The organism is Pseudomonas sp. B21-028 (assembly GCF_024749045.1).
In the GTDB taxonomy this organism is placed as follows: Bacteria; Pseudomonadota; Gammaproteobacteria; order Pseudomonadales; family Pseudomonadaceae; genus Aquipseudomonas.
Genome location: NZ_CP087184.1, coordinates 1116557 through 1130716, shown reverse-complemented (window position 1 = coordinate 1130716; position 14160 = coordinate 1116557). Strand labels below are relative to the sequence as shown.

Annotated in this window: 13 protein-coding genes; 5 read left to right on the top strand and 8 right to left on the bottom strand. The window is 60.1% G+C overall.

What is annotated here, in order from left to right; all coding sequences use genetic code 11:
• Window position 1: 1 nt before the first annotated feature.
• The 4 genes from LOY35_RS04930 to LOY35_RS04915 form a co-directional block, all read right to left on the bottom strand.
• The gene (locus LOY35_RS04930) at window positions 2–2404 is read right to left on the bottom strand and encodes a 7TM-DISM domain-containing protein (RefSeq protein WP_258631120.1); all 2403 of its coding nucleotides are present in this window, start codon (window positions 2402–2404) and stop codon (window positions 2–4) included.
• The gene (locus LOY35_RS04925; RefSeq protein ID WP_258631118.1) at window positions 2404–3243 is read right to left on the bottom strand and encodes a helix-turn-helix domain-containing protein; all 840 of its coding nucleotides are present in this window, start codon (window positions 3241–3243) and stop codon (window positions 2404–2406) included. Before LOY35_RS04925 ends, LOY35_RS04930 begins: the two co-directional genes overlap by 1 nt.
• Before the next feature lie 444 nt (window positions 3244–3687).
• Window positions 3688–4725, bottom strand: coding sequence for an SDR family oxidoreductase (locus tag LOY35_RS04920; RefSeq protein ID WP_258631116.1), 1038 nt, complete (start codon window positions 4723–4725; stop codon window positions 3688–3690).
• Window positions 4726–4728: 3 nt separating this feature from the next.
• Window positions 4729–5148, bottom strand: a complete 420-nt coding sequence (locus LOY35_RS04915; protein WP_258631114.1) for an ester cyclase — start codon at window positions 5146–5148, stop codon at window positions 4729–4731.
• A gap of 116 nt (window positions 5149–5264) precedes the next feature.
• On the opposite strand from LOY35_RS04915, the gene LOY35_RS04910 reads away from it, so the two are divergent.
• Window positions 5265–6134, top strand: coding sequence for a LysR family transcriptional regulator (locus tag LOY35_RS04910; protein WP_258631113.1), 870 nt, complete (start codon window positions 5265–5267; stop codon window positions 6132–6134).
• 50 nt (window positions 6135–6184) lie between these two features.
• On the opposite strand, the gene LOY35_RS04905 is transcribed toward LOY35_RS04910, so the two are convergent.
• The 3 genes from LOY35_RS04905 to LOY35_RS04895 all read right to left on the bottom strand — a co-directional run bounded on the left by LOY35_RS04905 (window position 6185) and on the right by LOY35_RS04895 (window position 8794).
• Complete coding sequence (locus LOY35_RS04905) at window positions 6185–6823, bottom strand: YopT-type cysteine protease domain-containing protein (RefSeq protein WP_258631110.1); 639 nt, start codon at window positions 6821–6823, stop codon at window positions 6185–6187.
• 210 nt (window positions 6824–7033) lie between these two features.
• Window positions 7034–7579, bottom strand: coding sequence for a DUF4256 domain-containing protein (locus tag LOY35_RS04900; protein WP_258631107.1), 546 nt, complete (start codon window positions 7577–7579; stop codon window positions 7034–7036).
• Between the two features lie 12 nt (window positions 7580–7591).
• Window positions 7592–8794: a hypothetical protein gene (locus LOY35_RS04895; protein WP_258631106.1), complete on the bottom strand. Its 1203-nt coding sequence runs from the start codon at window positions 8792–8794 to the stop codon at window positions 7592–7594.
• Window positions 8795–8903: 109 nt separating this feature from the next.
• Here LOY35_RS04895 and LOY35_RS04890 point away from each other — a divergent pair, with 109 nt between their 5' ends.
• From LOY35_RS04890 to LOY35_RS04880, 3 genes are all read left to right on the top strand, one after another.
• Window positions 8904–9071 (top strand): pyocin S6 family toxin immunity protein, encoded by a 168-nt coding sequence (locus LOY35_RS04890; RefSeq protein WP_258631105.1) that lies wholly within the window; start codon window positions 8904–8906, stop codon window positions 9069–9071.
• 235 nt (window positions 9072–9306) lie between these two features.
• Window positions 9307–9711, top strand: coding sequence for a DUF488 domain-containing protein (locus LOY35_RS04885; protein ID WP_258631103.1), 405 nt, complete (start codon window positions 9307–9309; stop codon window positions 9709–9711).
• 248 nt (window positions 9712–9959) lie between these two features.
• Window positions 9960–12266 carry an Orn/Lys/Arg decarboxylase N-terminal domain-containing protein gene (locus LOY35_RS04880; RefSeq protein WP_258631102.1) on the top strand — a complete coding sequence of 769 codons (2307 nt, stop codon included), beginning with the start codon at window positions 9960–9962 and terminating at the stop codon, window positions 12264–12266.
• Window positions 12267–12313: 47 nt separating this feature from the next.
• Here the strand turns inward: LOY35_RS04880 and LOY35_RS04875 are convergent, their stop codons facing one another.
• Entirely contained in the window at window positions 12314–12685 is a 372-nt protein-coding gene (locus LOY35_RS04875) for a PH domain-containing protein (protein ID WP_039592153.1), read from the bottom strand.
• Between the two features lie 445 nt (window positions 12686–13130).
• Here LOY35_RS04875 and dctP point away from each other — a divergent pair, with 445 nt between their 5' ends.
• Complete coding sequence (dctP, locus tag LOY35_RS04870; protein WP_047699677.1) at window positions 13131–14126, top strand: C4-dicarboxylate TRAP substrate-binding protein DctP; 996 nt, start codon at window positions 13131–13133, stop codon at window positions 14124–14126.
• The last annotated feature ends 34 nt before the right edge of the window (window positions 14127–14160 follow it).

Genomic DNA, 14160 nt, shown 5'->3' with positions numbered 1-14160 from the left:
GCTATTGCTCCCGTGCCATCGGGCGACGCACCCTGTCCGAGTCAGTCAGTGCCCTGACCCACGCCAACAATTCACGGCTGTCGGCAGGCTTGAGCAGGACCGCATCGAAGGCCAGGTCCTCGGGATAACCCTCAGGCCTGCGGGGCGGTACCGCCGAATAGAGCAACACCGGGCAATCGTGCCCGTGCTCGCGCACTTGTCGCAGCAATGCCCAGCCATCCATGCCGGGCATCATCTGATCGCTGATCAAGAGGTCGACCGGCTGCTGGGTCAGGCAAGCCAAGGCGTCTTCGCCGTTCGTCGCGAGGCTCACGTCAAACCCGTAGCCGGCCAGCAGGTCATACAGCCATTCGCCGTTCTGCTCGACATCGTCCACCAGCAAGACATGCTGGCCCTGGCCATCGAACGGCTCGGCATGGCTATCGACGATGCCGTTTTCAAGCTCGTGTTCCTGGGCGCAGTTCAATTGCAGGCGAAAACTGAAGCGGCTGCCGCCTTGGTCGCCGGCCTGGAGTTCGAGTCGACTGCCCATGCGCTCCAGCAGCTGCGTGACGATGGACAAGCCCAGCCCGCTGCCTTCGTAGCGTTGCGCATTGCGGCCGCGACGGAACGGTTGCAGCAGTTGTTCGAATTCCTGTGGATCGATGCCGATGCCGCTGTCGATCACACTGAAGCACAGCGCTACGCTGTCAGCGGTCGCCCCTGGAGCAGCGCTCACGTCGAAACGGATCCGGCCGCTGCGGGTGAATTTCGCCGCGTTGGCCAACAGATTCATCAGGACCTGCCGCAGCCGTTTGAAATCGGCCTCTACCAGCGCCGGCAAGTCCTGCGCCAGGACGGCTTCAAAGGTGTTGCCCTGTCGTGCGGCGAGGAAGCCCGCCTCCTCTTCGATCTCTTTCAGGAACCCGTACAAATAGCCGGGCGCGAGGGTCAGTTGCATCTGCTCCAATTCCCCTTGGGAGAACTCGAGCATTTCGTCGATCAGCTCCAGTTGCTGGCGGGCGTTGCGCTCGATCGTGGCCGGGTACTCCCGGTTCGGCCCCGCGTGTAACAGGCGCGAATAATCGATGATGCGTACCAACGGCGAGCGCAGGTCGTGGCTGATGCGGGCCATCAATGCACTGCGTGCCGCCAGGGATTCGCGCAACTGTGCCGTGCGCCGCGCCACGGTGCTTTCCAGGCGTTCGTGCTCGGCCTGGCGTTGTTGTTCGAGGGAGAACAGGGCGTGTTTTTCCCGATACCGGCTGCGGCTGACTTCCATGATCAACGTGCACACCAGCAACGCCACGCCGGGCAGGGTCGACGACAGGCTGTGTTTGCTTTGCGGCGACTGCCAGGGCAACTGTTCCTGAGGGAAGAAATAACGCATCAACACCTGCGAAACCAGCAGCCCCGGCACCAGCCACGCCATCCAGTTGTAAGTGAGCCGCCTGCGCCACGCCATGAACAGCGTGGCCAGGAGCGCGCCGTAGAAACTCAAGAGCGACGCCTGGACCATCTGCGCGCCCTGGACCGGATCGACCTTCAACCACCAGACCCGGCCAAGGGCACAGCCCAATAGCGGCACCCAATAGCTCCAGCCAATGATCTGGGGCAGCCGGGCCACCTGTAGCAACACGCGCATGTAGGCGAGGAACAGGACGAACGAGGTCACGCTGGCACACGCCAGCAGCTCGCGGGTCCAACCGAGCGCCGCGGGCCAGTAGATCAGGTAGCCGTTCACGATGCAGGTCAGCAGGATATAGCTCAGTACCGCGCCCGCATTCACGCTCAGCAATCGGGATCGCAGGATCCCGCCGACAATCAGGCCGAACGGGACCACCAGCAGGACAATGCCCAGGGTCAGACCGTCGCTCAGGTAAGTCTGCTGCTGGCTGCGCAGCAGCGCCGTTTCTGACCACAGCTGCGGCTCCAGCAACATCTGGAAGTTGCCGGTCACCCGGATGAACAAAGTGGTGCTCTGCCCGGCCGCCAGCTTGACCGGGAATGCCGGTTGGCGCGCCACCGGTTGGGGCCATTCGGCCAAGGGATGGGCGCTGCCGGCCTGGGTCTCGCGCCAGTGTCCGTCGACAGATTGATAGACGCGGATGTCTTCCAGGCGCGGCGCGCCGACCACCAGCAGGCGCGAACAGGCCCTGGCGCTTGCATGGGTGAGCTGCAATTTCAACCAGAATGCCGAGCGACTGTAGCCTTGCGCCGGCCAATTCGAGGTCGCGGTGCTGAATCGCGCGTCGGGCAGTTGCGCGACTTCCTCCAGGCTCAACCTCGCCTGAGGGTCCTCGAGAATCTGCATCGCAGGCATCACGTCCAGCTGTTCAGCCTGGCAGACGTCCACCGGCGCCGCGCGCAACAGGCCGGCGGACACCAGCGTCATCGCCAGCAGCAGAAATTGCAGGAACCGCATCAGGCGCGCCCGGCCGACTCGGCATCGACGACGCCCAGGGTTTGTTGGCGAAACTGGCTGGGCGTCATGCCGATGCGTTGGCGGAAGGCCGTGGTGAAGTTGCAGGCATTGCGAAAGCCGATCAATTCGGCGACGTCTTGCACGCTCATGGCGCTTTCACTCAGCAAGGCCTGGCCGCGGCGCAGCCTTGCATCGCGAATGTAGGCGAACACGGTCAGGCCCAGATGCTCGCGAAATATCCGGGTAAGGCGTTTTTCATGGGTGCCGACTTTTTGCGCCAGTTGCACCAGGGACGGCATGTCATCGAGGTGCTGTTCAATCCAGCGCATCGCGGCGCGCAGCACAATCTCGTCGCCCTCCGGCTCCGGGTCCGCCGGACTGGCTTGATGGGGCGGCGGCGCGCGCCAGGTCAATTGCAGGTGGATCTTGATTCGCGCGAGTACTTCTTCGGGGGCGCAGGATTTGGGGATGTAATCGACCGCGCCCACGGTCAGTCCTTCCAGACGCTCGAAGGTGCTGTTGGCCGAAGACAAGAAGAGAATGGGCGTCTGCCGGGTCGAGGGTGCCTCGCGCAGCAGCCGGCACAGGCTGAAACCGTCCATGTGCGGCATGTGTACATCCAGCACGATCAAGTCTGGACGCAATGCCAGGGCTCGTTGATAGCCCTGGTGAGCATCGCTGGCCAGGGAAATGCGCCAGGGTTGCGCCTTCAGCAGAATGAGCGTGGCACGGAGGTCCTCTGGAACATCGTCGATCAACAGAATATGCGGCAGCGAATCGGCAGACACCGTCGCGCCCCCAGCCACAGCCGCCCTCCTTTCGTCTCGTCCGTCGTCCATTCGCTGCGTTCTCTTGTCGTGCTTTGCCAACCCCACTGCCGAAAGACAAAGGTATCGCAAAGACAATCGAGGGGTCGGTAAAAATCGTCATACCAATAGCGGCAGGTGCGGGGAAGACTTGAAGAGGACAGATCGTCCGTGGCCTTTTCCCCGTTGGATACCGGTGCTGAAGCGGTCTCGCAGCGAGGCTAAGAGGGTAATCCAGTCGGTTAAGAATCGAACGGCGCAAAACCTGTGGGAGCAAAGCTTGCTCGCGATTGCGGTAAGTCAGTCAGCAGCAATGTTGATTGCTCTGTCGTTATCGCGAGCAAGCTTTGCTCCCACAGGTTTGTGGCTTAACTGACTGGCATTAGGCCAAGGGGGTGGCTTTTTTGGGGAGTTGGGGTTGGGGCTGCTGTGCAGCCCAGCGGGGATGAATCCCCTCGCCACAGAGCGGCCCAGTCGCTATGCAGTGTTTACAGCATTGTGCTTTGCAAACCCACCATGCTCCCGATACCACGCCACCGTATCCGCAACGGTCACTTCCAGATCCCGGAAGCGCAGCCCCAGCGCTTGCTCGCTCTTGTGAGGGTCGAAACAGGTGCGATGCTCCTCGCGTATCACCAGTCGCAACGTCGCCAGGCTCAACAGGATCGGCTTGCCGGTCAGCCGTGCATAAATCTCCTGCACCGTCGCGAGGGCGTACAGCAAGGGCAGCGGCAGTTGCCGCGAAGGGGTTTTCACGCCCGCGATACGGCCCAGCACAGGCACCAACTGCCCCATGGTCATGTGCCGGCCCGCCGCGAGGTAGCGCTCGCCTCGCTGTCCCAGCTTGGCTGCGGCAATCAGTGCCCAGGCTACGTCGCGGGCATCGACCACGGCAAAGCTGCCGGGGATCAGCCCGGGCAATTTGCCGTTCACGACGTCCTTGACCAGTTGTCCCGAGGACGTCGGGCCCATGTCACCGGGGCCCCACATCCAGCCGGGCAGGACCATGCAGGCGTGCATGTCGGGATGGGCGTCCAGGAAGGACAACACGACACGGTCGGCGAGGATCTTGCTGCGGTAGTAATCGTCCGCATCGGCATCGGCCCGCAGACAGGTTTCATCGATGGACGCGCCGGGTTCGCCGTCGAGCACGGCGATGGAGGAGGTGTGGATAAATCGGCGAATGCCCGTGCGATAAGCCTGATGAAGCAGCTCTCGGGTGCCGGTGACATTGATCGCTTCAAGCGCCGCCCAGTGGCTGCCGCCCTTGTAGTTATCGCGAAAGAACGCCGCCGTGTGGAACACCGTATCGCAGCCTTGCAACGAGGTGGCGAAAGCGTCGACATCGGCCATGTCCCCGACGACCATTTCCACCTCGGGCAGGTCGTGGAATTGTTGTTCGCCTTTGCTTCTGGAGCGGACCAGGGCTTTGACGGCGTAGCCACGCGCAACCAGTTCCCGTACCAGGTTGTTGCCCAGCAAGCCGGTTGCGCCGGTCACGAATACATTGCGCATGGTTCAACCCTCTCCCTGTCCGGCGGACGGCAGCAGCACCGTACTGTCGAAGAACACTTCTTCATGGGTAGCCAGTCCATCCTTGAAGATGAAATGCGCCGCAAAGTGAACAGTGATGTGCCGGCCATGGGGCGGTATTACCCGCTCCGGTAGCACCAGGGGAGCGGTGAAGGTGCCGGACATTACGGCGACCAGCGCCAGTCGATCCTCAGTGATCACGAAGGGGCTGAAGGTCACTTCGGCATCGGGCAGCGCTTCGAACAGCGCGACTTCCCGTTTGCGCATGGCCTCGCGACCAATCTGAATGCCCGAGCCATCGAGGTAGATGAAGTCTTCGCTCACCAATGCAAGCATCGCCTCCACATCACGGCAATTGAAGGCTCTTGAGGCGTGTTCCGCGTAGTCGTTGGGGCCGGTGGTCATGCAGTCCACTCCATGGGTTTCGAAGGGCCGTAGATATACCGTTGTCGCCACTTTTGAAAAACAGCGACTGCTGCATAATGGCTTTGCACATATGCAGATCAGGGAAGACAGGACGCATGGCATTGCAAGCGAATTGGGACGATCTCCGACTGCTGCTGGCCGTCTCGCGGCGGGGCAGTTTTCTTCAGGCGGGGCAATTGTTGGGAATCGCGGCGTCTACGGTGTCCCGTCGCCTGACACAATTGGAAAGCGCCTTGGGCGAGCCCCTTGTCGAACGGGGCGTCGAAGGCTGTTGGCTGACCTCGCGAGGCCAGTCGCTGGTAGAAGTCGCCCTGGCCGCGGAAACCGGTTTGCGCCGGCAAACCGTTGCGACCCCATCCGGGCGCCAGGCCGAGCTCAGTGGCAGCGTGCTGGTCAGTGCCGGGGAAGGGTTCTCCTCCTCCGTGCTGGAGGCCGCAAGCCGCTTCACCGCCCTGCACCCCAATTGTTCAGTGGAATTGCTGGTCACCGCCGAGTTCCATAAGGTGGTCCGGGGCATGGCAGACATTGCGGTGCGCACCGCCCATCTGGGTGAGCCGTCGCTGATCTATAAACACCTAGGCCGGGTCGCTTATGGCGTCTTCGCCGATGCGGACTATTTGAAGCGCACGCCAGCGCTCACCACGACCACGGCGGCCCATATCGCCTTGCTTCCCCCGCTGGACATGTTGCCGCAACTGCGTGCGGCAAAGGCCGGCGGCCTGGAGCGCGCGCCGATCAGCGTGAACTCGTTCACCGCCCAACTTGAGGCAGTGCGGCGAGGCATGGGGGTGGCGGCACTGCCTCGGGTATTGGCGCAGGATCTGATCGAGGTGTTTCCGGAGCTTCATATTCCGGACCTGGAGGTCTATCTGGTGAGCCGGCCCCAGGCGTTGAAGCAGGCGCACATCAAATGTTTTTTCGGGATGTTGGAGCAGGTATTGCTGGAAGGTGTGCCCGGGGATTGAGGACCTGGAAAGCCGTCCTGCGCCTGAACTCAACTCACGTGAATATCCACTCAGGAAAAATCAGCTGCACTCACGAAATCACCAAATCCGTCGTCATCGTCGACGACCGCAAATTCCAGGAGATAGCTCGCACTGATATGCCCGTTGGGCACGACGTAGCTCGCCAGCAACCCATGCAGGTCGTTGCACAGGTCGGTTCTCGACTGGTAGGCGCCGATACCGTAATTGGGATCGAAAAGCCTCCCCGTCTGGCCCGCGTCGAAGGACACCCCAATCGCATGAGCGCCGGCGCCTTCCGGGCCGCCGGAAAAGTAGAACGAGACGACGTAGTGGCGGGCGCCGGCCCTCTGGAGGATGTCGAGGACGATGTGACTGGCAACGCCATCGACGTAGGCAGTCTCGCTGACAGTATTGCTTCCGATGATGTCCTCGGCGGTGGTAGCCAACGCCATGCGCACCTCATACATATGCATCGCACCGCTCAGTGCTTCCTGTGTCTCGGCAATCGCGGCCTTCCTTGACTGCAATGCTTGGAAACAGTCAAACGGCGCACCGATCTTGACCCAGAGCGTACTGAAACCGAAGCACACGCCCAGGCCGTCGCCACCAAACCAGGGGATCGCCCCGCCGAACAGCGCACCCTGCCCTTGCCATCTTGTGCTCTGGTGCGCTCGAGGGAACGTGAACATGGGCTTCTCCGGGGAAGACGATAGGGGGTTCTGTCAAAAGTAGACGCGGGCCCGCCTCGGCGCCACGTAAATGCAGTCGAAAGCTGCGAGGCTGAAATCCTTTGTTTCCCGATACTCTCAATCCGCGGCGAGGAGCTTGCTCCCTCGCCACGGAAACATTGGTGAAGTCCTTGTCGGCCTCAGAGCCAGATGAACCCCGCATTTACCCCATCACACCTCCAACACCCCACGAAACCCTCTGGCCGCGTAATACGACTGCACGCCGTTGTGGTACACGAACACCCTGCCATAACGCCGGTCACCGAATATTGCCCCCTCCAGCGAGTGAACTTCGGCGGGTGTGGCCAGCCAACTGGACGTTTTCAAATCAAACGCCTCCAACGCCTGCAACTCGCGGTACTGCTCTTCCGTCAACAGGGCGATGCCCATCTCTTCGGCCAGCTCAAGCGCACTGCCCGAAGGCTTGTTTTCCTTGCGTGCATCGAGGGCAGCGCGGTCGTAGCAGAGGCTTCTGCGGCCGGCCGGAGTTTCCCTGGCGCAATCGCAGAAGGTCACGCGCCCGGTCTGCTCGTCGTGGCCGATCACGTCCGGCTCGCCTCCGGTGGTTTCCATGGCCTGGAGGGTTTTCAGCGCCGCGGGATGGCTTTCGAGCCGGGTCTGGACGTCAGGCCATTGAAGATCCGGGTGACGATGAGGGTTTTGCTCGAAACGGGACTTCAGGGTATGCAGGAGGTTCTCTTGTTCCTGTTTTTTCATGGTGTGGGCGTCCTAGAACAAAGTGCCGGTGAACACTTGGGCATTATGGAATTTCGAGTGTCCAGCCACTGCATTCGTATATTGCTCGACCAGGTCATAGGTCCCCAGGTCGACCATCTCGATGTTATTGGGCGCGGTAACGGATTTGGTCATGGGCTGGATGACCAGGCCTTTCACCACGGGGGGACCCGGATTGATCAAGGCGTCGAGGATCTTCCTGACCATGGTGATTTTGGCGAACACATCCGTGGTCGAGGTGCTGGCGAGGTTGCCGTTGGTGCCCAGCAGACCGACGAGGCAGTAGAAGACCCAGCAGGGCGACATTTGCCAGCCATACCTGGCTTCGTTGAGCGACGCATCCACGCTGCCCTTGCACTCGACGATGATGTATTCCTCCACCACGCCACTGACCAGGTTGCGCTTGACCCATATCTGGTCGATTCCATTGGTGCGGCCTGAAGAGGCTTTGCCGATCTTCATCTGGTACTCGTTGCCGAGGACGGTAATCAGCAATTTGGCGGCGGCATATTCCCCACGGGTTTCGCTGGCGAAATGTATGGCGTTGGAGTTCTCCAGGTTCTGGAAGTGGTTCTGGATTCTGTTTCCTGACTTTCTGTCATTGACCGAGAACTTGTGGGAAATCCAACCATGGGTTTGCAGCCAGTTGTACACCTTCGTTTGCGCGGCAAGGTCCGAGCCGAGCAGGCTCCAGTATTTCAGTGCAGTTGGATCGGGCACGGGTTGACACAAGACGGCTCGGAGCTCGATGACCTGTTGGGCGGCAAAGGTGGTGACAGGGTTGGTTGTCCCGAATACCTGCTCGACGTCGGGGTGGTAGTAGCTGCCTTTGGTGAATTGCTTGTCCCGTGCGACGGCCTCCTTGATCTTTACGGCGTCCAGGGTGTCCAGCAAGACCAGTTGATCGGCTCGGTCAGGATTGCCGTAGTCCGACGTGAGGCCATGCCTGTTGGTGATCTGATTGAGTACATGCCTCCACTCCTGTCCGGTGGTATCCACTTGGGTGATGCCCAGGCTGCCGATGGGCGTGAAGGGATAGCTGCCAGTCGTCAGGGTCAGTGGCTTGGCGTCGAATGCGGTGTCGGGGGTGAAGAACAGGTTGGTTTTTTTGCCATCGCGCTTTTCCTTGGGAGCCAGCTCCATGATTTTTACATTCAATGGATCAGTCAGGCTGGTGTAGTCATTAAGCTGATTCACTGGAATCCCTCCCGATGTATCCAGCGCGGATAATTCACTCTAGACAGGGGAAGTCGGGACGTCCAGCGAGGGGGGCTTGCCGTCGGCGGGAGCATTCCCTGTGCGTAGCATGAGGCACGCACCTACACAGGTGCGCTTCCAGTTCGGCTGGAAAAGTCTGATCGCTGAAGCCATGGGTGAGCTGCCATTAACCGCTGAACAGGTTCAAAAGATAGAGCGTGCAATCCAGCAACCACTGCCCAGGGATCTCGATCTGTTTATCGGCGTGCGAGAGTAAAGAATAGAAGTACGACACCAGACCTGTGTGCGAGCCTGCTCACGATGGTGTTGGGTCAGCTTGCATCAATGTCGGACGGACCGCCGCCATCGCGAGCAAGCTCGGCTCCCACAGGTTCCGTGTTTGCTCGGGCGCTCCGTCGGCATCTCATCTGTTATCGCCTTTTCTCCCCGTGATAACACAGCCCCCAAGGCCTATCCTGACCTCATTCCCTTCGACCGGCAGAGAGGCAGTCATGATCCAATGCAAACGCGCCTACGAAGCGCCCGCCCCCGACGATGGCCAGCGCGTGCTGGTCGACCGCCTGTGGCCGCGCAACTGCCGCAAGGACGAGCTGAACATCCACGCATGGCTCAAGGACGTTGCTCCTTCCTCTGATTTGCGCAAGGCGCTCAAGGGCGGGGAGATGTCCTTTGACCAGTTCAGAACGGCCTATCGCCAGGAACTGGGCGCGCAACCGCAGCATTGGTGGAAGCTGGTGGACGTTGCCCGCAACGGCAATCTCACCCTGGTTTACGCTGCCCGCTCGATCACTGAAAACAATGCCGTGGTGCTGGCCGAATGGCTGGAGGATGAGGTGGATAAACAGGCGGAAATGAGTTCGCCTGCTTGTTATCTGCATGAGTTTCCGGGCCACTGAACCTGGGTGATTGCGAACGTTTTTCCGCCCGACAGATCCCCGGAGCCCCTCACTGGAAGCCTTGCGACATCTCTATCTTCAGCTATAGCTAAGTTTTTACCGCGCATTGAGTGAAGCAGGGATGTCAGCCACCGAAGGATGACGGTGGTGCAATCGAATAGTGCCGACGCAAACCGCCAGCGCCCAGCATCTCAAAGGCGAGCCAGTACCGGTGAACCACTTGAATAAAGCCATTTCGGGGCTCTGCCATGACGGATAACAAGCACACGCTCGGGATGCTCACCCTGCTGGTCAGCAGCCCGCCGGATAAACGTACGGTCTTTGGTCGCGCCCTGCTTCAACTGATCAGCGACGTGGAGCAACGGGCAATCAGCATGCTGGTGTCGGAATCCCTGAGCGATGCCACGTCGATCCTGAATTCGGACCCGGCCATTCAATGTGTCCTGCTCAGTTGGGAAATGGATGACAGCGAGGGCCACGAGGAATGTATCAAGCTGCTGACCAACCTGCGTGAACGCAACACCCGGGTACCGGTCTTCCTGATCAGCGATCGCAGTACCGCCTCTAGTATTCCCTTGGTGGTCATGCAGTACGCCGACGACTTCATCTGGCTGCCGGAGGACACCAGCCGTTTCCTCAGCGGTCGTATCCTGGCGGCCATCGAGCGGTATCGCAAAGCCGCCTTGCCCCCCATGTTCGGTGCGCTGGTCAGGTTTGCCAGTTCCTATGAATACTCCTGGCACACCCCTGGCCATGCGGGTGGCACTGCGTTCCTCAAAAGCACCGCAGGCCGGGCGTTCTATGAGTTCTTTGGGGAAAACCTGCTGCGGTCCGACCTGTCCATCTCGGTCGGGGAGCTGGGCTCTCTGCTGGATCACAGCGGCCCCATCGGCCAGGGTGAACGCTATGCGGCCAAGGTGTTTGGCGCTCATCGCACGTACTACGTCACCAACGGTTCCTCGATGTCCAACCGCGTAATCCTCATGGCCAGCGTCACGCGCAACCAGATCGCCCTCTGCGACCGCAATTGCCACAAGTCGGCCGAGCATGCGATGACCCTGTCGGGCGCGCTGCCCACCTACCTGGTGCCGACCCGCAACCGCTACGGCATCATCGGTCCGATCCTGCCGCAAACCTTGAACGCCGAAGGGGTTAAAGCGGCCATCGCGAACAACCCCCTGGTCAAGAAAGGCATCGATCCGACACCGGTACACGCGATCATCACCAACTCCACTTACGACGGCTTGACCTACAACGTCACCCGCGTAGAAGAATTGCTTGGGCAAAGCGTCGATCGCCTGCATTTCGATGAAGCCTGGTACGGCTACGCGCGTTTCAACCCGCTCTACCGCGACCGCTTCGCCATGCACGGCAACCCCGACGATCACGACGATTCGAAGCCGACCGTGTTCGCCACCCAGTCGACACACAAGCTGCTTGCTGCCTTGTCCCAGGCCTCGATGATTCACGTGCGCAATGGTCGCAACCCGATCGAACACGGGCGGTTCAACGAATCGTTCATGATGCACGCCTCGACGTCGCCCAACTACGCAATCATGGCCTCCTGCGACGTCAGCTCGGCCATGATGGAAGCACCGAGCGGACAGATCCTGACCAGCGAATCCATCGAGGAGGCCGTCGCGTTTCGCCAGGTCCTGTCGCGCATGCACAACGAGATGCTGAGCAAGCAGGAATGGTTCTTCACCTGCTGGCAGCCGCCGTCGGTGCGCGTTGGCGCCAGCCAGATGCCATTCCATGCGGTCGACCCGGTATTGCTCAAAACGGACCCGAGCTGCTGGGTGCTGCACCCGAACGAGGTATGGCATGGCTTCGGCGACATCGAAGAAGGCTACTGCATGCTCGACCCCATCAAGGTCTCGGTGTTGAGCCCCGGCATGGGTGACGACGGAAACCTGCTCGACTTCGGCGTCCCGGCCTGCGTCCTGACGGCCTACCTTGAGCACCAGGGCATCGTGGTCGAGAAGACCACCGATTTCACCATCCTGTTTCTGTTCTCCATCGGCATCACCAAAGGGAAATGGGGCACCCTGGTCAACGCCCTGCTCGACTTCAAGCGCGACTATGACGAAAACACCGAGCTGGAGCTGTGCCTGCCGGACCTGCTGGCGGCCAACCAGCAGCGCTACGCCGGCATGGGCCTGAAGGACCTGGCCGATGAAATCTTCGCTGCGATGAAAAAGAACAAGACCACCTCGACCATGGCCCAGGCGTTCGGCACGTTGCCCACAGCCGTGTTCAGCCCGGTGCAGGCCTACGAAAAACTGGTGCGCAATGATGTCGAGCTGGTGACCCTCAAGGACGCCGCGGGACGCATCGCCGCCACTGGCATCGTGCCGTACCCACCGGGTATCCCTTTGTTGATGCCTGGGGAAAACGCCGGCCCCGCGGATGGGCCTTTGCTCGCTTATCTGAAAGCACTGGAGAGCTTCGATGGATCCTTTCCGGGCTTCACCCATGACACCCATGGGATCGACGTGGAGAACGGCGTTTATCGGTTACTGATGTTGAAGTCCGGTGGGACGGACTTCGATTGAGGAACGGCACCGATTCCTGGCGCCCCTCCCACCGGCGAGTCCTGAGGTCAAGCCAGGAGATGCCGGGAAATCACCTTCGAGATCTCGACGATCCCTGTCTTGCCGGTGAACTCGAACTTGACCTTGCCCAGGGACGAAAAGTAGATCTCCAGCTCGGAATCCAGATCGAAAGTGCCGGACGTTTCGACCGAGTAGGCCACGATGTTCTTGTAGGGCAGCGAGGTGAAGTCCTTCTTGCTGCCGGTGATGCCCTGCACGTTCACCGCGATGATGCGCTTGTTGGTGAAGACCACGCCGTCACGCATGGATTTGTAGGCGTCGATGACCTGTTCGCCGTCCAGCAGCAGGGCCGTGACCCGCTCGGCATATTCGTCGTTCTGCTTGAGTTTGAAGAAGCCCTTGTTGTTGAAGTCGATCATCCGTAAATCCTTCGAGTTGGAAAGCGTTCCAGGCCAATAGAGGCTGGCGGATGAAATTGTGATGCAGTTGGAGCGAACCTCACAAGGACCACAAGAGGACCTTTTTACCGTCCGACCGAAGCACGGACCTTCACCACCGGCCCTCGACCTGGACCCGTCGCCGCCATTGAAAGCAAGTAGCCATTACGGCTCATTTATGGTTTCCTGCCCTCGTTACGGTTGTTGGCTGAAGTCTTTAACCCAGTGTCGGTCACGAGGGGCTCGACTCGGCCGCGGGGACCCTGACGCCTCCCCTTGAGGCATTACCCATACGGACGATTCTTCCCTTTTCGACCGTCACAATCCCCGGGCAGACTGTTTTCTGCCTAGACTTGCAACTGTCCCTACGTGCGTCAGGTTTGAATGAGCCCGCACGATAAATACAAAAAAAAGAGGTAGTCCCACAATGTTCAAACCTATCTGGAAAGCACTCGTCTGTACCCTCGCCCTCAGCGCACTGAGCACGGCCATGGCGGCTGACCCGGTCATCATCAAGTTCTCTCACGTGGTGGCCGAACAAACGCCAAAGGGCCAGGGCGCGTTGCTGTTCAAGAAGTTGGTGGAAGAACGTCTGCCGGGCAAAGTGAAGGTAGAGGTCTACCCCAACTCCTCACTGTTCGGCGACGGTAAGGAGATGGAAGCCCTGCTGTTGGGTGATGTGCAGATGATTGCGCCTTCCCTGGCCAAGTTCGAGCAATACACCAAGAGCGTGCAGTTGTTCGACCTGCCGTTCCTGTTCGATGACATTTCTGCCGTGGACCGATTCCAGCTGAGCCCTGATGGGCAGAAGCTGCTCAAGTCCATGGAAAGCAAGAACATCACCGGGCTGGCTTATTGGCACAACGGCATGAAGCAGCTGTCGGCCAACAAGCCGCTGCGTGAACCCAAGGATGCCCGTGGCCTGAAGTTCCGGGTACAGGCGTCGGCCGTACTGGAAGAACAGTTCAAGGCGGTGAACGCCAACCCGCGCAAGATGAGTTTCGCCGAGGTGTACCAAGGCCTGCAGACCGGCGTGGTCAATGGTGCGGAAAACCCGTACTCGAACATCTACAGCCAGAAAATGCATGAAGTCCAGAAGTACATCACCGAATCCAACCACGGTGTACTCGACTACATGCTGATCACCAACACTACGTTCTGGAACGGTCTGCAACCCGATGTCCGTGCCGAACTGGACAAGATCATCAAGGAAGTCACTACCCAGGTAAACAAGGAAGCCGAACAACTGAACCAGGACGCCAAGCAAAAAATCGTCGACGCCAAAACCACCGAGATCATCACGCTCACACCTGAACAGCGTGGCGAATGGCGCGACAAGATGAAACCGGTGTGGAAGAAGTTCGAAGGCGACATCGGTGCTGATCTGATCAAAGCGGCCGAAGCCTCCAATAAAGCTCAGTAATGGGTTGGCCGGTGCTGCCGCCCTGGCAGTGCCG